17 protein-coding genes are annotated in these 17,962 nt (G+C 40.0%); 7 read left to right on the top strand and 10 right to left on the bottom strand.

Annotated elements, in window-relative coordinates:
• The first annotated feature begins 2 nt into the window (after positions 1 to 2).
• The 3 genes from EES38_RS17720 to EES38_RS17710 are packed head-to-tail and all read left to right on the top strand — an operon-like array spanning position 3 to position 3,050.
• Positions 3 to 944 carry a hypothetical protein gene (locus tag EES38_RS17720; RefSeq protein ID WP_124938560.1) on the top strand — a complete coding sequence of 314 codons (942 nt, stop codon included), beginning with the start codon at positions 3 to 5 and terminating at the stop codon, positions 942 to 944.
• A complete protein-coding gene (locus tag EES38_RS17715; RefSeq protein WP_124938559.1) occupies positions 941 to 2,149 on the top strand; it encodes a hypothetical protein in 1,209 nt (402 codons plus the stop codon). Before EES38_RS17720 ends, EES38_RS17715 begins: the two co-directional genes overlap by 4 nt.
• Entirely contained in the window at positions 2,142 to 3,050 is a 909-nt protein-coding gene (locus EES38_RS17710) for a glycosyltransferase (RefSeq protein WP_124938558.1), read from the top strand. Before EES38_RS17715 ends, EES38_RS17710 begins: the two co-directional genes overlap by 8 nt.
• On the opposite strand, the gene EES38_RS17705 is transcribed toward EES38_RS17710, so the two are convergent.
• Positions 3,009 to 3,761, bottom strand: coding sequence for a glycosyltransferase (locus EES38_RS17705; protein ID WP_124938557.1), 753 nt, complete (start codon positions 3,759 to 3,761; stop codon positions 3,009 to 3,011). The genes EES38_RS17710 and EES38_RS17705 overlap by 42 nt on opposite strands.
• 2 nt (positions 3,762 to 3,763) lie before the next feature.
• Positions 3,764 to 5,638, bottom strand: coding sequence for a nucleoside-diphosphate sugar epimerase/dehydratase (locus tag EES38_RS17700; protein ID WP_124938556.1), 1,875 nt, complete (start codon positions 5,636 to 5,638; stop codon positions 3,764 to 3,766).
• Between the two features lie 187 nt (positions 5,639 to 5,825).
• On the opposite strand from EES38_RS17700, the gene EES38_RS17695 reads away from it, so the two are divergent.
• Both EES38_RS17695 and EES38_RS17690 read left to right on the top strand, forming a co-directional pair.
• Positions 5,826 to 6,773, top strand: a complete 948-nt coding sequence (locus EES38_RS17695; RefSeq protein ID WP_124938555.1) for a UDP-glucose 4-epimerase family protein — start codon at positions 5,826 to 5,828, stop codon at positions 6,771 to 6,773.
• Positions 6,774 to 6,780: 7 nt separating this feature from the next.
• Positions 6,781 to 7,329, top strand: coding sequence for a sugar transferase (locus EES38_RS17690; protein ID WP_124938554.1), 549 nt, complete (start codon positions 6,781 to 6,783; stop codon positions 7,327 to 7,329).
• A gap of 27 nt (positions 7,330 to 7,356) precedes the next feature.
• Here EES38_RS17690 and cysN read toward each other — a convergent pair whose 3' ends face one another.
• From cysN to EES38_RS17665, 5 genes are all read right to left on the bottom strand, one after another.
• On the bottom strand, positions 7,357 to 8,766 hold the full coding sequence (gene cysN / locus EES38_RS17685; protein WP_124938553.1) for a sulfate adenylyltransferase subunit CysN: 1,410 nt from the start codon (positions 8,764 to 8,766) through the stop codon (positions 7,357 to 7,359).
• Between the two features lie 82 nt (positions 8,767 to 8,848).
• Positions 8,849 to 9,814 carry a DHH family phosphoesterase gene (locus tag EES38_RS17680; protein ID WP_124938552.1) on the bottom strand — a complete coding sequence of 322 codons (966 nt, stop codon included), beginning with the start codon at positions 9,812 to 9,814 and terminating at the stop codon, positions 8,849 to 8,851.
• 2 nt (positions 9,815 to 9,816) lie between these two features.
• On the bottom strand, positions 9,817 to 10,458 hold the full coding sequence (cysC, locus tag EES38_RS17675; RefSeq protein WP_124938551.1) for an adenylyl-sulfate kinase: 642 nt from the start codon (positions 10,456 to 10,458) through the stop codon (positions 9,817 to 9,819).
• Complete coding sequence (cysD, locus tag EES38_RS17670) at positions 10,459 to 11,370, bottom strand: sulfate adenylyltransferase subunit CysD (protein ID WP_124938550.1); 912 nt, start codon at positions 11,368 to 11,370, stop codon at positions 10,459 to 10,461.
• Positions 11,371 to 11,408: 38 nt separating this feature from the next.
• Positions 11,409 to 13,145 carry an SLC13 family permease gene (locus tag EES38_RS17665; protein WP_208020479.1) on the bottom strand — a complete coding sequence of 579 codons (1,737 nt, stop codon included), beginning with the start codon at positions 13,143 to 13,145 and terminating at the stop codon, positions 11,409 to 11,411.
• A 147-nt stretch (positions 13,146 to 13,292) separates the two neighbouring features.
• Between EES38_RS17665 and EES38_RS17660 the strand changes: the two genes are divergently transcribed.
• Positions 13,293 to 14,651, top strand: a complete 1,359-nt coding sequence (locus tag EES38_RS17660; protein WP_124938548.1) for an MBL fold metallo-hydrolase RNA specificity domain-containing protein — start codon at positions 13,293 to 13,295, stop codon at positions 14,649 to 14,651.
• On the opposite strand, the gene EES38_RS17655 is transcribed toward EES38_RS17660, so the two are convergent.
• Together EES38_RS17655 and EES38_RS17650 are read right to left on the bottom strand one after the other, a co-directional pair.
• Positions 14,618 to 15,193 carry a uracil-DNA glycosylase family protein gene (locus EES38_RS17655; RefSeq protein ID WP_124938547.1) on the bottom strand — a complete coding sequence of 192 codons (576 nt, stop codon included), beginning with the start codon at positions 15,191 to 15,193 and terminating at the stop codon, positions 14,618 to 14,620. The two genes, EES38_RS17660 and EES38_RS17655, sit on opposite strands and share 34 nt — an antisense overlap.
• A complete protein-coding gene (locus EES38_RS17650) occupies positions 15,193 to 16,122 on the bottom strand; it encodes a D-2-hydroxyacid dehydrogenase (protein WP_124938546.1) in 930 nt (309 codons plus the stop codon). Before EES38_RS17650 ends, EES38_RS17655 begins: the two co-directional genes overlap by 1 nt.
• 68 nt (positions 16,123 to 16,190) lie before the next feature.
• On the opposite strand from EES38_RS17650, the gene EES38_RS17645 reads away from it, so the two are divergent.
• Entirely contained in the window at positions 16,191 to 16,778 is a 588-nt protein-coding gene (locus EES38_RS17645; RefSeq protein WP_124938545.1) for a YjaG family protein, read from the top strand.
• A 29-nt stretch (positions 16,779 to 16,807) separates the two neighbouring features.
• Here the strand turns inward: EES38_RS17645 and EES38_RS17640 are convergent, their stop codons facing one another.
• Entirely contained in the window at positions 16,808 to 17,890 is a 1,083-nt protein-coding gene (locus EES38_RS17640; RefSeq protein WP_124938544.1) for a CNNM domain-containing protein, read from the bottom strand.
• Between the last annotated feature and the right edge of the window lie 72 nt (positions 17,891 to 17,962).

The raw sequence follows: 17,962 nt of genomic DNA, 5'->3' as shown, positions 1-17,962 counted from the left end.
ATATGGAAAGAAGAAAGCTTTATATACATATAGGATTTCATAAGACTGGGACAACATCGATACAAACTTGGTGTTTCAATAATAGAATACTGCTTTTAAATTCTGGTATTGACTATGTTGATTGTCATTGTGTTGAGAAAAATCATGCGATGTTTGCATTGACTTTGAATCCAACCTTAGTCTCTAAATGCAGATCTAGTGGTTTTTTTAAGGGCCTTAACGAAGTAAATAGATATAAGTATGAAAATCAGGATAGTCAACAGGTCTATTCTGATTTGAAAAATTATATCAATAATAGTCCATTGAATAATTTCTTGATCAGTTCCGAATGCTTTCTCGAAGGTATTGACTATAACCACTTATATCATCATTTAAAAAATATAGATAATCTTGATATTAAAATTATAGTTTATTTAAGACCTCAAATATCTTGGTTGAAGTCTGTATATAAATACGTTGTTATGGATAAAGACCTTCGCTTTAGTGGACATGTAGGTGATTTGCCTCAAATCGAAATGTTAAACTATTTTAATACATTAGAAAATATTACGAGTGTATTCGGAGAAAAATCCTTAATAGTTAGAAATTATATTCAAGAGGAAAGTGGTGATTATCTAATTAAAGATTTTATTAACCATGCCTTAAATATTGATATAACGTTGTATAATGATAATGTTGTCAATGAAAATGCATCACTCAATGATTTTGAAATTTCTATTTTGAACTATTTATGGATGCTGGAAAAAAATACTGGGGTTAGAAGTTTTTTTATTGAGAATTTTATTTACTCTCGATATTTTAGTTGGTTATCATTTTTGAAATGTAACAAAATAAAACTAAGTAAAAAAATTAAGAATAATCTAGAATCATCAAACTTATTACTTTTTAAAAAATACCCAAATCTAAAAAAATTTAATTTAACTAATGTGATGGATGACAAATGAAATTGATATTTCATATAGGTACACACAAGACAGGAACATCTTTCATTCAAAGATATTTGAATTTAAATAAGTCAAAGCTAATGTCTAGCGGTATATTATATCCGACTTCAATTATTTCTGGTGACAACCATGGTGATTTTGCTAATAGTTTTAAATCTAGTGATGAGAAACTTTCTTTAAAAATGCTTTTAGACTTGAAGAACGAAATTGACACTTCAAAATGTGACACAGTATTAATTAGTTCAGAATGTTTCTTAGAAAATAAAATTATACCTTCAAATCTTAGCGTCAGATTATCAAAAGTTTTTTGTAATAAAGATTATGATGTGAGTTTTATAGCTTTTATTAGACCCCAGTTTGATTGGTTTACATCTTTGTATAATGAAATAATTAGAGATCCATATAGACGATTTACAGGAACAGTAGAGACCTGTCGTGAATTTGAGTTAAAATATTATGATTATGATAAACTTTTTGAACCTTGGAATAAAGAATTTCAAAAAGTAGATACGTTATTATACTCGTTAGATCATAATATAGAAATTGAGCTTTTAAAAAATTACTTACTTCTTACTGATGAAGATATTAGTTCTTTATCAAAGGTAGATGAACGTGTTAATACAACGTTGAAACCACCATATTTACATTTTCTAAGAAAAGTTAACCAAGTACCGATGTCTATTGATCAATATATACAACTTGTTAATTTTTTAAATAAGCTATCTAATAATGATGAAAACTATTATGGTGATTTATTGTCTGAATGTTTCTATAATTTATTATCAGATAAGTTGAAAAATTCAAATAATAAAATCCCCATAACCTATAGGAAGAAAATAAATTCTTATCAATATGATAAAGAAGTCGAAGATAGTATAATTATTCATATACCTGATAAAATAAAAACTATGTTAGTGCGTAATGCTAGTCTTATTGGTATTCAGATAGATAGTAGTCTATGCATACCTGATGTCCATCAAGATGAATATCAAAGAATATCAAATGTAAAAGATAGGCAATCAATAGAGATTTCTAAATTTTATAAATTTAAATTTAAAGATTTAATCGTGAGTGACAATATAAAACTTATAAATAGATATATAATTGAGCAAAGGGTTGCAATAAGATTAAATAGAAATACAAGGAATCACTTTAACTTTTTATTTAAATTTCTCCATATATTAACTGGCAAGTTTTATGGCTAAAGATATAAATAAGAATATTTCAGTATTATTGTGCACCTATAATCCATATATAAAATTTTTTATTAAACAGCTAGATAGTATAATCAACCAATCGATGAAGGTTAATTGTATTTTTATTTATGATGATAGTTGTGATGATAAATTGAAGAGATTCTTGGATGTAGAATATGAGCATGAAATAGATTCAGGTTTTATAAACTATAGATGCGGACCAAAGTCAGGTGTTACAGCTAATTTTCTTTCAGGTATAATGAATGAGAATTTCGATTGGTTATTTCTGTGTGATCAAGATGATATTTGGGATTATAAAAAAGTAGAAATTTATAGTAATAGTTTTATTGAATCTAATGAACCCATACTATATTTTTCTGATTCAATCCTTATAGATGAATCAGATAATATTATTGGGAAAAGCTTTTTCAAGTTTCAGAAATTGAGCCACACCGTACTGGGCGATGATTCAATTCTCGTACGTAACTGTGTTCAGGGAGCTACTATATGTATAAACTCAAGGGTAAAGGACTTTTTGTCTATTTGTGATATTACAAGCCCTAATATAATGATACATGATTGGTGGTTAGCGATCGTAGTCAAGTATTATGGCAGTGTTAAGATGATTCCGGGGCAATATTTATTGTATAGGCAGCATGAAAATAATATTATTGGAGCTGTTTCTTCTTCTGATTCTAAGTTTTTTAAGCTATTTCATCCAATTATTTTTTTTAAAAATATAATAAATATATCTAAACAATCTATATATTTTTTTAAAGTTTATATGAATAAGAATTGTTATAATTCATTTTGTTTTGATGGCTTTGGTTTTTTTAAAGGTAAATTAATCAACCTGTATTTCTTTATTTTAATGAAAATATTTAAGGGTGAAAGTGATAAAGCTAGTTAAGTAAATGGTAAAATTTTTAGATAATATTTTTCTATTTTTAAATCCACCTTTATGTATGGCGTAGATTTTAGGAATATAATATGTGTGGTATTTTCTACTTTTACCTCTCATGCATATATCTACGTCTTCAAAATACATAAAGTATCGTTCATCAAAACCATTGAGTTCTTCATAAACGCCAGAATTGAAAAGTAGAAGTGAGCCCGCTGCCCAGTCCACAGCGATTGGTTTATGAATAGAGTTTTTATCGTAATGATCGGTTCTCTTGAGTCTTAGCAAAGTCTTTATCGGATTCAGCGGAGAAGGAAAACGGCGTATCGAGTTATCATAAACTCTCATTTCTTTATCACGATAAAGATTTATCGTTGATATAGGATATTGCTCCTCTTGCACTACAGTCATTAAGCTTCGTATACTTTCTAATGTTACAGTTACATCGGGATTTAAGACCAAGAAGTAGTCGCTGTTCTGCATGTTGAGTTGCGTCTTTGCATAATTAAAGACTTCGTTGTTATTCGCACCAAATCCCTTCTTTTTATTACCTTGAAGTAGAATAATTCCCGCACCTTCACAGTAGTTACGCAAAATTTGTTTGGCAGGAGTATTAGCTTTAAGTATTACTGTGTAATCATGGGCTAAATTTTTTAGTGTAGGGTTTTCTACAATCATATCATCATGGTTATGACTAATGACCGAAATAAATAGGGCCACGATTAGACTTCCTCTTTTCTTGGGTTGTACCCGGTTGGTGCGGTAAGTAGAACTCTCTTAATGCATTCAGAATCAAAATTGTGGCAACAAATATCTAATTCTTGTAATAGTGTATTCATGCTATCCCACGACAATTTCTCTTCCATAGCTGTCATGATTTTTTGATGACTTGTACCCTCTACATTTTCCCCAATTAATAATTCTTCATAAAGCTTCTCTCCTGGGCGTAAGCCAGTAAATTTAATTTCAATATCACCACTTTCACTATGCCCATCGTAATATTCTTTCATCCCCATTAAATGAATCATACGTACAGCGAGGTCCATTATTTTTACGGGTTCTCCCATGTCGAGTACAAATACCTGGCCGTTCTTTCCCATCGCTCCTGCTTGAATAACTAGCTGAGCTGCCTCTGGGATAAGCATGAAATAACGAATGATATCTGGATGTGTCACAGTGACCGGGCCGCCTCTACGAATTTGTTTTTTAAACAGCGGAACGACGGAGCCTGATGAGCCCAGTACATTTCCAAAACGAACCATAGTGAAGGTGGTATTGCTACCTTTATCAGCAAGCGCTTGTAGCACCAGCTCTGCCATTCTTTTACTCGCGCCCATGATATTGGTTGGCCTGACGGCCTTATCAGTAGAGATAAGAGTAAAGTTTTTAACCCCTGCATTAATCGCTGCTGTTGCACAGGATAAAGTACCAAAGACGTTGTTCCTAATTCCTTCAATAATATTATCTTCTACTAAAGGCACATGTTTGTATGCTGCTGCGTGATAGACAGTTTCGATGTTATGCATTTCCATCAGCTTTTGTACTCGATTTTCTCGCTGTACCGAGCCTAATGCTGCCACAATTTTTGTATCATAGTCTTTACGGATAATTACAGCGTGTAGTTCTTGATCTATTTTATATAGGTTATATTCATTCAACTCAAACAGTACGATGGATTTAGGTTTTTGTCGTAATATCTGGCGACATAGCTCCGAACCAATCGATCCACCAGCTCCTGTTACCATGACATTTTTACCCAGTATATTTTTTGAGAGTAGTTGCGTATCTGGATCTACTGCGGCTCTCCCTAAAAGGTCGGAAACATCCAAATCTCGAATATCAGTTGCTCTTGCTCTCCCTGCGGCAATGTCCTCTACGCTAGGTACTGATTGTACTTCTATTGGCCAACCTGATAATTTTTCCAACAGCCTTAGTCGTTCACCTTTGCCTATATTATTGATAGCAAGAAGCAGTTTAACCGGCTCATAGAGAGACTTTAGGGATTCAAATTCACTACTGTGATGAACTCGGACACCAAACATAATTTGCCCAGTTTTACTTCTGTCATCATCTAAAAGTACAACAGGGTGATACTCATCTCCTTGAATTAGAGCATAAGCTAGATCTCTTCCTGTTGCTCCTGCACCATATATAAAGACGTTAGGTTTGTGTCTTTTGTAGTAGTGATAGTAAACAGTACGTATGAAGATTCTTGGCCCACCTAGCGTTAATATCGCTAAACCGGCATAAATAAAGGGCACGCTACGTGGTACAAAAGCATGGAAAAAGTAACTACTGAGAGCTAACGCGATGGAAGAAAGAAAAACAGCAAGAAAAATATGCCCGATTGCTGGCAGCATCATATACCTTAATACTGCACGGTACATTCCAAATTTGATGAATACCATTAAGGTAACGGCTAGAGTCAACAGTACACACATGACTTCAGCGTAGCCTATAGGAAAGTGCAGGCCATCAAGTCTCAAGACCATAGCAAAAAAGAGAGAAAGTAACACAGCACATATGTCGTACATGAGACTGATAAAACGTTTGTTTCTACGTTGCGCCTGTAATAATAATCGAATAGGAGTAAACATTGCTTTTAGTGCCTTTGAGAAAGACGAAATACCTTTATTTATTTTTAGCGGCTTGTATTTATAGTACTTTAATGCCAACGCTAGTCTAAGCCTTAATCTTTAGATAAATCAAATGTAAACTTTGGGAATTGACAGTAATGTATCATTGGATGGTGATTTTTTAACCATATAACACTTGAGGGCTTGAATGAATAAAGTATTGGTCACTGGGAGTAGTGGATTTATTGGAAGAGAACTTGTCAAGCAGTTACTTCAATTTGGAAAGACAGTTGTTGCGCACTCACGTAGTCATGTTATCGAACAATGCCAAAATGCTCATATCGAACTTATGCCGGATAGTTCGTGGATGCCAGCACTTGATAATGTAGATACCGTGATTCATTGTGCAGCTAGGGTACATCAGATGGACGAAACAGAGGAAGAAGCGCAGCGAGCATACGATATTGTCAATGTACAAGCCACGCTTAGCCTAGCTGAACAAGCGGTAAAAATGGGAGTAAAGCGGTTTGTTTTCGTTAGCTCGATAAAAGTTAACGGAGAATGGAATGCGCCTGATGTGGCATTTCAACACGATGATTTACCTCATCCAATTGACGAATATGGAAAGAGTAAATTGAGTGCGGAAGAGCAACTAAAAAATCTCTGCTTGGACTCTGATATGGAGCTTGTGATTATTCGTCCGCCACTAGTTTATGGACCGGGCGTAAAAGCGAACTTCTACTCTTTATTACGAGTGATTGATAAAGGGATACCGTTACCATTTGGCTGTATCAAAACAACCCGTAGCCTGGTTTTCGTGAAGAACTTAGTCGATCTTATTCTTGTGGTGTGTACACACTCCCGAGCTCCGGGGCAGACTTTTATGGTGTCTGATGATGATGATGTCACGGTCAGTGGATTATTCCGTGCCGTTGCAAAGCATATGAACAGACCTACTCGCCTTATTCCTGTTCCCCAAGAGCTTCTAAAGTTGATGTTGACTTTGATAGGGAAAAAGGCCGTTGCACAGAGACTTTGTTTACCTTTACAGGTTAATATTAGTCACACAAAATCGCTATTAAACTGGACACCACCTTATTCATTCTCTGAGGGTTTGAAGGAGACGGTTGACTGTTATCTTGAGCATAAAGGTTAAGCTGAACATGATTCGTTGTTTTGATTTATTTTTTTCGTTACTGGGCCTGCTTTTACTTTGGCCGGTGATGCTTATTGTTTGTATTTTGGGGTATTTTGATACGGGTGCACCGATATTCACCCAAGTACGGGTAGGAAAAAAGAAGCAACCTTTTACGCTAATTAAATTTCGTACCATGCCACCTCAGACTCAGTCCGTTGCGACTCATCTCGTGGGAGCAAGTTCTGTCACCAAATTGGGTGGCTTTCTAAGAAAAACGAAGTTAGATGAACTTCCACAGTTGATCAATGTGTTGAAAGGGGAAATGAGCCTAGTTGGGCCCAGACCTTGTTTATTCAATCAGGAGGAATTGATTGAAGAGCGTGAAAAATGTGGTGTGCTAGACGTTTTACCCGGAATTACAGGACTGGCTCAAGTGAATGAAATTGATATGTCGACGCCACAAAAACTTGCAGAGTGGGACCAGCGGATGATAGCAACGATGAGCTTAAAAAATTACTTTGTTTATATCGTGCAAACAGCAACTGGAAAAGGGTCAGGTGATAGGGTTAAGTAATAAATACTTAACCCTATGTATGTCTGATTAGATCTCAGCACAGCCCCATTCAGGGAAGTGTTTACGCACGTATGCGTTGAGCTCTTTTTCAGCTTCAGAATATTCACGAGTATCCAGTGAATCGATGTTTGTCACGTTATCAACCATACCCGCACCAACGGTGACGTTCGTGTGGCGGTCGATGATGATAAACGCGCCTGTTTTTGGTAGAGACTGGTACGCATCAATAGCGACTTCGTCTGTCAGTGAAATGCTGGTCAAACCTATTTCGTTCAGCTCGACGGATTCACTGTTTTTCGCATGCAGTTCCAATGTGTTCACATCGACTTTATGCGGAATCGCGCTAACACGACCAGAACACGACTTGGTTGCAAACTTAAACAGGTACTCTTTGTGCGTACGTAGCGGTGTTTCACTCATCCAAACAACGTGTGCATCGAATTTACGACTGATTTGTGGCTCGTGACCAGTGTGAACTAACATATCTCCACGTGAGACATCAATTTCATCTTCCAGTGTCAGCGTGATTGCCTGCCCTGGTTGCGCCAGTTCAAGATCACCATCGAATGTGTAGATAGATTTCACACGAGATTTCTTACCCGATGGAAGTGCCGTTACTTCGTCGCCTACCTGAATCAGACCAGAGGCCAGAGTACCGCAGAAGCCACGGAAGTTTAGGTTTGGACGGTTCACATACTGAACAGGGAAACGCATCTGCTGCATGTTGGTGTCTTTACCCACTTTCACTGTTTCCAGCAACTTCATTAACGTTGCGCCAGGGTACCAGTCCATATTCTCGCTTGGTGTAACAACGTTGTCGCCTAGCAAAGCTGAAATTGGCACAAAACGAATATCATCAATGTTCAGGTGTTTAGCCATCTCACGATAATCTGCTTTGATCTTCTGATACACGTCCTGGCTGAAGTCCATCAAATCCATTTTGTTGATCGCAACAATCACATGCTTGATACCAAGCAGGCTGCAGATATAACTATGGCGGCGTGTTTGAGTTTGGATACCATGACGTGCATCCACCATCACGATGGCAAGTTCACAAGTAGAAGCACCTGTTGCCATGTTACGAGTATACTGTTCGTGTCCTGGAGTATCCGCGATAATGAACTTACGTTTATCGGTTGAGAAGTAACGGTAAGCTACGTCAATCGTGATGCCCTGCTCACGTTCAGACTGCAGGCCGTCCACCAACAATGCCAGGTCAAATGCCTGATCGGTTGTGTTGAATTTCTGCGAGTCTTTCTCGATAGCGGCCATCTGATCTTCATAAATCAGCTTGCTATCATAAAGCAGACGTCCAATAAGAGTGGATTTACCATCGTCGACGTTACCACAGGTGAGGAAACGTAACAGGTCTTTGTTTTCATGAACCTTTAAGTAGGCTTCGATATCTTTTGCAATCAAATCAGATGAATGCGACATAATCAATTTCCTTATCAGGATTCAGGGTTAAACGTTTAGGGGGAACTCAATGTCCCACGCCCTATAAGAGACGTTTGTTCAACTAAACCCTGTAGTAATCATTTAATGTTTGGATAAATTTTGCTTTTTCGCTTACTGGTAAAGCATTAATTCCAGCTGCAGCTTTGCGTCCACCGCCTGTAGCAAATTGAGTACAGACGTCATCGGCACCGACTCTATTACGAAGAGGTGCACGAACACTAACGGTGTAGTCTTCGCCATTGCTATTTAGTGTCATGACGGCATGAGCGAGCTCGGGGGACTGATTTGCCAGTTCATTTCCATATACACCGCTAATACGTCTTGCCCAGCGTTCACATGGCAGTTCGAAAACCCGACTGACTGAATCGCTGTGCACAGGCTCGATTTGAGCGACGTTTGCGTAATCTTGCTCATATCCCACTTTAAGCTGATAGTAAGGCGAGGATTTATCCTCTCTCAGCTCAAAAGGCGATGGGTACCGTTTCAATTGCAGAAATAACTCTGCTGGTGGAATATGCAAATCATCAAGCGAAGCACCATAGCCGTTGTAGTTAATCAAGGTACCTAACTCACATAAAAAATCGATATCAGTTTGGTTTAACCCTTGTTGCTCACCCATAGCTTGTGCACGTTGGTTAAGGTTATCGCCAAAAGCGGCAGCGATAGCCCATGAGCTGTATTTACCCTGTAGCTTTTGGTTGATTAGCAGACTAGTACAGACTTCCGCATCGAGATTTACCAGAACATCTAGTGAATCTGATTCGGGAATGTCGCCAGTACGATGATGATCACAATAGAAAACCGGCACCTTGCTATCGAGTAAACTGTGTAAGGCGTCCTGATTTTTCTCCATCGAGATATCCAGAGTCGTCACTGAAGTGGCATCGCCTGCTTTAACGACCTGAGACAATAGTTTGATATCGCGCTTCACACCGGTCACAAGGATGCTGTCCTTGGGAGCGTCTAAGCGAAGCTGTAATAAAGCGATAATACCGTCAGCATCTCCGTTAAATACATCGTAGTGCATGGTTATTTATCCCCCTGCAGATAGCCTAGTGCATCCAGCTTTTGTACGATTTGCACCGCACACTCTTCAATCGAAGCATTGGCCGTTTCAACATGAATCTCAGGTTGTTTTGGTGCCTCGTATTCAGAGTCAATACCTGTGAAGTGTTTGATTTCTCCTGCACGTGCTTTTTTATACAGACCTTTAGGGTCTCGCGATTCGCACACATCCAGAGGAGTATCAATGAAGACTTCTAGGAATTGTTCTGGTTGCAAAAGCTCTCGTACTTGCTGGCGATCCGCAATAAATGGCGAGATAAAGGCAGTCAGCACTATTGAGCCAGAATCAACAAATAATTTGGCTACTTCACCAATACGACGAATGTTTTCTACCCGATCAGCATCGCTAAAACCAAGATCTTTGTTTAATCCATGACGAACGTTATCACCATCCAGAAGGTAGCTGTGCTTGCCTTTTTCAAGTAACAGACTCTCTACCGCGTTTGCGATAGTGGATTTACCCGATCCACTTAATCCTGTAAACCACAACACAACTGGCGTTTGCCCTTTCTGTTTAACCCTATCTTGATGGGTAACCGTAGAATGGTGCCAGACGACGTCGCCTCCTGCGCTGTCATGCTGCTTTCTTTCGTAAGGAGATGTCATTTAGAAATATCCTTCGCGTTTCTTTTTCTCCATTGATGCTGAGCTGTCGTGGTCAATCGCACGACCCTGACGTTCTGATGTGGTCGTCAGTAGCATTTCCTGAATAATTTCAGGTAGTGTTGTTGCTTCTGACTCGACCGCTCCTGTTAGTGGGTAACAGCCGAGAGTACGGAAGCGCACCATTTTCTCTTCGATTTTCTCACCTTCGCGCAGCTTCATACGATCATCATCAACCATGATCAGCATGCCGTCGCGTTCAACAACTGGGCGTTTTTTAGAGAAATACAGCTCAGGAATTTCGATGTTTTCCAGATAGATGTATTGCCAGATATCTAACTCTGTCCAGTTCGAAAGAGGGAATACACGGATACTTTCGCCTTTATTTACGCGACCGTTGTAGATATTCCATAATTCAGGACGTTGGTTCTTAGGATCCCAGCGATGGTGTTCGTCACGGAATGAATAAACACGCTCTTTGGCACGTGATTTTTCTTCGTCACGGCGAGCGCCACCAAAGGCCGCATCAAACTGGTATTTGTCTAACGCTTGCTTTAATGATTGAGTTTTCATTACGTCAGTATGCTTTGAGCCATTATCAAAAGGACTGATGTTCATTTCCAGGCCTTCCTGGTTTTGGTGAACCAGTAGTTTCATACCTACTTTTTCCGCCATGTAATCGCGGAACTGAATCATTTCTTTGAATTTCCAGGTCGTATCCACATGCATTAATGGGAATGGAGGAACGCCTGGAGCAAAGGCTTTCTTCGCTAAATGAAGCATAACTGACGAGTCTTTACCCACCGAGTAGAGCATGACCGGGTTATCAAATTCCGCTGCTACTTCGCGAATAATATGTATCGATTCAGCTTCAAGCTGTTTTAGGTGCGTCATACGCGCAGGAGTTAAAGTCATTGTCACTTCCTAGCTTAACTTTCTTTTATTCGTAACGATCACAAGTAGAGATATCCCAACATAGCGACCACTACGGTTCCATAAATCACACTGATCGGTAAACCGATCTTCACAAAATCTTGTAAACGATAGTTACCAGCACTGTAGACCATTAAATTTGTTTGATAGCCATAGGGGCTAATGAAACTGGCACTGGCACCAAAGGCTACCGCGAGTACATAAGGCTCAGGGTTCACTCCCAGACTTAGAGACAAACTATAAGCTAGCGGGAATACTAATGCCGCTGCCGCATTGTTCGTCATGAGTTCGGTCATTAGCCAGGTAATTACATACACGACTATCAAACCTAGTATAGGAGTGAGATAGCCACTTTGACTGACCAACCACCCCTTAAATTGCTCTAGTACACCAGCATTTTGTAGAGCATTAGAAATAACGAGCGCCGAGCCAATAATGATCCAGATATTACGCGGCAGACGATGCATTATCTCATTACTAGTGAGACAGCCAGAAAAGATCAGTGCCGTCAGCAAAACAATAAGACCATTAAATAATGAAGTGAGACCACACGCTGAGAGCCCGATGGTAAGCACAAAGCCCCAGATTGCGATGGTTTCTTTGCTGCCAGTCAAAACTTGTTCTGTTTCAACATTACTTGATATTACATAAAAGTTCTTACTGATATTTTTTCTGTACTTAAAGTCTTCACCGGTTGCCAAAATCAGGTAATCGCCTGCTTTGAGTACCACATTTCCTAACTTACCTGAGACTTTTTCTCCGTCTCTTTTGATGCCAACCACCGCTGCATCAAACAGAGCACGAAATCCACTGCGTTTTAGCGTTTTGCCCACGAGTACGCTTTCTGGGCGAATCAAAACTTCGGTTAGGTTACTGACGGGTAAACCATTTTCCCCAGCAAAGGAAAAAAGGCCATCGAGCTCTAATAATCGTTGTATTTGAGAAATATCACCACTGAACAACAGCCTGTCGTGAGCTTCGATCGTTTGTGAAGGGGAAACCGGAGAAATAAGGCGGTTGTCGCGATAGATTTCGACAAGAAACACATTCTCCAGATTACGCAGACCGTTTTCTTCTATGCTTTTACCAATCAGCTTTGAGTTCGCATTAACTTCCAAATCAATAAAGTAGTCAGCGGCCTGAACAGTCTTGTGTTCCACATCAGGCAGAAATTGACTCATGACGCGCAAAGCTATACCACACGCGATAAATACACCGATGCCGATAGCCGTAAAATCAAAAAATCCGAGACTGGGGAAGCCGCTTTCGATCGCCATGCTATTAACGATCAAGTTGGTCGATGTCCCAATCAAAGTCAGTGTGCCGCCGAAAATCGCGGCATAAGATAACGGAATGAGCAACTTACTGGCGTTATGGTGCGAGTTGTTTCTAATCGGAGATAAAAGCGTTGCGACAACGGCGGTATTATTTAAAAAAGCAGAAGTAATCGACGTTAGAAGATAAAGACGCAGCCAGGTTAAGTTGTAGTTTGGCGTGATAATTTGCCGCGCCAGTTTTCTCAACAGAGATGTTTTTTCCAGTGCGAGAGAGCACACCATGAGCAGAATTAAGGTTAAAAGACCGACATTAGAAAAGCTTGAAATGATTTGTTGAGTGGTGACCTGGCCTGTTAGCACGAGAGCAATAAACCCAACACCGAATACTCGGTGGGAATCATTTTGAAATTTAATCAGGCCTACGATTACCAGTATAAATACTGCGATGACCACAATTGAGTTATCGAACGTCATTATCATTTTTGACCATTTCTAGGAATGGGCAAACACCCTCCTAAATTTGAGCAAGCTCTCATCCTGTTATGATTTTGATTCACGAGTATAACTTACGGCTTTAGCATTGCTGTAAGACTATATATTTCTAACTAATAATTTTTTGAACCTGTCATGCTAAATCTCATTCACCATGGCGCTAAAAATGGCGTAACGGGCTCGTGTCATGAATTGAAATTTATTCGATCGAGCATTTTGTTCGACTGCGGTTTATTTCAGGGTAACGATTATCGCTCTCCTGAGATAGACTTTTCCCTCAGTGCGATTGAAGCCGTTATTCTTTCGCATGCTCACAGTGACCACATTGGTCGTTTACCTTGGTTATTAGCCAAAGGGTACACAGGCAAGATTTACTGTACACCAGCCACTGCCGTTATTCTCCCTCTGGTCCTTCGCGATAGTTTACATTTGACTCTCGGTCTGGCAAGTAGCCAGATTCAGGTGATTATCGAGCGCCTCAATAAGCAAATCATAACCGTTCATTTTGGTCAATGGAATCGTCTGCGGTTAAATAAAGATAAAACATACTGTTATCTACGTTTTAGCCCTGCAGGGCATATCTTGGGATCGGCCATCACCGAAATTAAGCTATCCGATGGTCAGGTTATTGTTTTTACCGGGGACCTCGGACCTTCAAATACACCGCTCTTACCTGATCCTATTCCCCCCAAACGCGCAGATTATTTGATTATGGAGTCAACTTATGGCGACAAACACCACGAAACGATCAGTCAAAGAACGTCACGACTCGAGGAGATCATTCATCGTTCGCTAAACGATGGTGGCACGATTATCATTCCGGCGTTCAGTATTGGTCGTACGCAAGAGCTGCTTTACGATATTGAATCATTACTTTTCCAACATGAGATATCCGATAAATTGCCGATTATTGTTGATTCCCCAATGGCGATTGATATTACTCGCGCTTACCGACAATTTCGTAAGTTATGGGGGCAGGAGGCGCAAAAGAAAGTGAGCTTTAATCGGCACCCATTAGCTTTTGAACAGTGCATTACAGTCGGCAGTTTCAAAGAGCATCAACGTATCGTCAATCGGTTGGCACATGCGGGTGAGCCTGCTATTGTAATTGCCGCCTCGGGTATGTGTCAGGGGGGACGGGTAATGGATTACTTAGCTAAGTTGTTACCAGATGAGAAAACGGATGTGCTGATGGTTGGTTATCAGGCAGAAGGAACATTGGGGCGAGAATTACAGTCTGGATATAGCCAAGTTCAGATTGATGGTTCAATCATCGATGTCAGAGCGAAGATACGTACAATTTCCGGATATTCTGCTCATGCTGATCAAGAGGATTTGATTCGGTTTGTCACCAATATCTCTGAAAAACCGAAACATATTCGGCTGGTTCACGGAGATATAGCTGCTCAAAATGCGTTAAAAGAAAAGCTTACGGCACTGGAATATGATGTGAGTGACTCTTACGCAGCTAAAACCGATGCCACTCTTTTCTGAAGATATTCTATAACCTCTTCCTCAAACCAAGGATTGCGCCGTAGCCACATTGTATTGCGAGGTGAAGGGTGAGGTAAGGGAATATAGGATGGCGACCACTGACGCCAGTTTTTGACTGTTTCTGTCAGTGTTTTAGGGCGATCTTTTAAATAGTATTGCTGAGCGTATTGACCAATCAGTAAAGTCAGTTGGATATTGGGCAGTTCATTCCAAACACGTTGGTGCCATTGTGGCGCACACTCTTTTCTTGGCGGTAAATCGCCGCTATGACCTTTGCCTGGATAGCAAAGCCCCATAGGCATGATAGCGATGGATTGTTCATCGTAGAACTGCTGTTTATCTAAATTAAGCCACTGTCTTAACCGGTCACCACTCGGGTCGTTCCAGGGAATAGATGTGTGATGAACTTTGGTGCCAGGAGCCTGGCCAATGATCATAATTCGAGCGTTTTGATGTGCCCGTATAACCGGATTAGCGCCCAGTGGTAAATTAGGTTCACATAATCGGCACTGCCTGATGTCGTGAAGCAATACATCTAACATTAATAGCCTTTATCGAAATCGATGAGAAAATTCAGTGGTTCATCTTCTTGCCATAAATCTAAGTTGTCTAAAAAGATGTCGACTATCTGTTCCGGAAAACTGACCGCAGCAATATGAGGCGTTACTGTAATCGAAGGGTGCGACCAGTAGGGGTGGTCTTCAGGTAGTGGCTCCTGTTCAAACACATCCAGATAGGCGTGTTCAATTCGACCAGTATCTAGTGCATTCAGTAATGAGTCCGTATTGATAGCACTTCCGCGACCGACATTAAACAGTAGGGCATTTTCGCAGGATGATAACAGTTCATCATCAAAGATGTGATAGGTGTTTTCGGTATGCGGTAGCGTATTGACGATAATATCTGCGTGACTTAGCGCTGCGCCTGCTTCATTGATGTGAAATACCTGAGAAAAGGGTGAGTTCTTGGGGGGAATACCGCGAGTATTGACTCCGGACACGCACATCCCTAGAGCACTCAGCTTTTCGGCTATCTCTGCTGCGATTGTTCCGGTACCAAATGTAACAACATGTTTTCCAACAATACTTTGGTAAGAGTGTGGCAACCATTGGTGGCTGGTTTGCTGTTGTGCATAAGTCGGAAAATGACGCAAATGAGAAAGAGTGTAGCCCAGAACATACTCGGTAATTAACTGACCAAAAGGGCCTTTAATGTTGGTCAGAAAGTAATCATGACGCAAGTGGGGCTTTATCAGGCTATCAATACCGGCATAAGTTGATTGCATCCATTCCAATTGAGGAAAATCCTCCAGACATTGGCAGGCAATAGGTGGATCGGCCAGTAAAACAGTAGCCTTATTTTTATCAGATGTTATCTGTAATCTGTTTTGCTGAATGGCTTCATCCAGAAGAGCGAGATACTTTTCATTATCTGTCGTCAGCAGATAAACAGAGTGTGGTGAATTGTTCATAAACGGTGCTTTTTTCCTCTGCTGATATACAGTACACTGCCGCTGTGTTTTCATTACAACGACTGATTATGCTGCAAAATCCAATTCAACTTCGCCTGGAAAAACTACAGTCCTGGCAACATATTACCTTTATGGCTTGCCTTTGTGAGCGTATGTACCCTAATTATGCCGCATTTTGTCAGCATACTCAGTTTGGCTCAGAAAGAGTCTATCGCGATATTCTTGATGCGGTATGGGAAACGTTGACGGTCAAAACGGCAAAAGTCAACTATGAACGTCAGTTAGAAAAATTGGAAGAGTTGATTCCACTCGCTGAAGAATTTGACTTTTATGGTGTATATCCTGCGATAGACGCATGCGAAGCATTATCTGATCTTCTCCACGGTATGTTAGATCGCGATGAATTATTAGAAGCTGCGTTAAAGGTGAGTGCGGTTTCTGTTACTACTGTCGCACAGCTAGAAGAAGCTCAAGGCTCTGATGAAATTACCAATGAAAATCAGAAAGAAAATGAAGCGGTTTGTGAGGAATGGGATGTCCAGTGGGCTATTTACCGTCCATTAAAAGATTGTGCAGAGCGTGATATCGACATGATTCGCGATCTTAAAGAAGAAATCAGACAAGGTAATGTCTCTAATATCGGGCTCAGCGCTTAAGTTATAAAGTATTTAAGTCAGATAAAGGTTTAATTATTTTTATCTGACTGATTTCCATCCTCTTCATCTTTACTTTCTATTACACCATGTTTTTTCTTCCATTTTTCCCAGCGTTTGAAAGCCAGAACCTGCATGTCGGTAGTATTGTCAGCTTCGTCAATAATTTCTTCTCCGACCAAATACTCAAAAATATCTTCCAGTGTCACAATTCCTTTCACTGAGCCGTATTCATCTACGATGACAGTAAGTTGCAGGTGTTCGCGAAGCATCTGATTAAACGCATCCAGTAGGGATAGGTTGTCTAGCATGACATAGATAGGACGCATAATCGCCCCGAGCTGTTTATCGCCATAGCCTTGCTTTTGTAGCTTAAATAGCTCTAAACGATGAGTGAAGCCAAGGATATTGTCTGTAGACTGGCTATAAATCAGAGGGCGTGAGAATGGTGTATCCATATGTTGGCTGAGAAAGTCGTTGACGGTCATTTCCGCATCTACACGGAATAATACGGTCCTTGGGGTCATGACCTCTGTCACTGGAAAGGTGCGTAAGGTAAAAAAGTTGGCCAGAAGTTTCGATTCTCCCTCATCAAATTCTTCTGATTCATGGGCCAATAAACTCATGGCATAGATTTCGTCGCGAACTTTTAGTGGTTCTTTCTCTTTAGAAAATGGCTTAGTAACTAATTCACACAGCCAGACTAAGGGAAACAGAACCTTAACCATCGGGTCGAGCACATTGACCGTAAAAGGGGTTAAATGTCGCCAAAATGTTGCGCCAATAGTTTTAGGGATGATTTCTGACAGAAGCAGAATTCCCAGAGTGAGAATGGCTGAAAACAGTCCTACCCATCTATTACCAAATACGACAGCCGCTTGAGCACCAGCTCCTGCGGCACCAATAGTATGAGCAATGGTATTTAGCGTTAAGATAGAAGCCAATGGGCGGTCGATATCTTGCTTTAATTTAACCAGCTTGTCTGCAGTATGGCCGCCTAAGTTTTGTTGTTGAGCAACGTAGCTGGGTGTGATGCTTAGAAGTACCGCTTCTAGCACCGAGCAGACAAAAGAGACAAAAATGGCTAACGCAACATAGAGTGCCAACAACAACATAAATATAACCTTACATTTTTATTTCTGTGACAATTCATCTCATAAATGCTGCTTCAAGCCCCGAATTACAAG

It is taken from the genome of Vibrio viridaestus, assembly GCF_003856525.1.
Classification (GTDB): Bacteria; Pseudomonadota; Gammaproteobacteria; order Enterobacterales; family Vibrionaceae; genus Vibrio; species Vibrio viridaestus.
Note: the sequence above shows the minus strand (reverse complement) of the source record. Positions and strands in the feature narration are given on the sequence as shown.

Excerpts from the sequence above, each read along its gene's own strand:
- EES38_RS17720 (WP_124938560.1), top strand. The coding sequence starts at position 3 with ATGGAAAGAAGAAAGCTTTATATACATATAGGATTTCATAAGACTGGG.
- EES38_RS17715 (WP_124938559.1), top strand. The coding sequence starts at position 941 with ATGAAATTGATATTTCATATAGGTACACACAAGACAGGAACATCTTTC.
- EES38_RS17710 (WP_124938558.1), top strand. The coding sequence starts at position 2,142 with ATGGCTAAAGATATAAATAAGAATATTTCAGTATTATTGTGCACCTAT.
- EES38_RS17700 (WP_124938556.1), bottom strand. The coding sequence starts at position 5,638 with ATGTTTACTCCTATTCGATTATTATTACAGGCGCAACGTAGAAACAAA.
- EES38_RS17695 (WP_124938555.1), top strand. The coding sequence starts at position 5,826 with ATGAATAAAGTATTGGTCACTGGGAGTAGTGGATTTATTGGAAGAGAA.
- EES38_RS17690 (WP_124938554.1), top strand. The coding sequence starts at position 6,781 with ATGATTCGTTGTTTTGATTTATTTTTTTCGTTACTGGGCCTGCTTTTA.
- cysN (WP_124938553.1), bottom strand. The coding sequence starts at position 8,766 with ATGTCGCATTCATCTGATTTGATTGCAAAAGATATCGAAGCCTACTTA.
- EES38_RS17680 (WP_124938552.1), bottom strand. The coding sequence starts at position 9,814 with ATGCACTACGATGTATTTAACGGAGATGCTGACGGTATTATCGCTTTA.
- cysC (WP_124938551.1), bottom strand. The coding sequence starts at position 10,458 with ATGACATCTCCTTACGAAAGAAAGCAGCATGACAGCGCAGGAGGCGAC.
- cysD (WP_124938550.1), bottom strand. The coding sequence starts at position 11,370 with ATGACTTTAACTCCTGCGCGTATGACGCACCTAAAACAGCTTGAAGCT.
- EES38_RS17665 (WP_208020479.1), bottom strand. The coding sequence starts at position 13,145 with ATGATAATGACGTTCGATAACTCAATTGTGGTCATCGCAGTATTTATA.
- EES38_RS17660 (WP_124938548.1), top strand. The coding sequence starts at position 13,293 with ATGCTAAATCTCATTCACCATGGCGCTAAAAATGGCGTAACGGGCTCG.
- EES38_RS17655 (WP_124938547.1), bottom strand. The coding sequence starts at position 15,193 with ATGTTAGATGTATTGCTTCACGACATCAGGCAGTGCCGATTATGTGAA.
- EES38_RS17650 (WP_124938546.1), bottom strand. The coding sequence starts at position 16,122 with ATGAACAATTCACCACACTCTGTTTATCTGCTGACGACAGATAATGAA.
- EES38_RS17645 (WP_124938545.1), top strand. The coding sequence starts at position 16,191 with ATGCTGCAAAATCCAATTCAACTTCGCCTGGAAAAACTACAGTCCTGG.
- EES38_RS17640 (WP_124938544.1), bottom strand. The coding sequence starts at position 17,890 with ATGTTGTTGTTGGCACTCTATGTTGCGTTAGCCATTTTTGTCTCTTTT.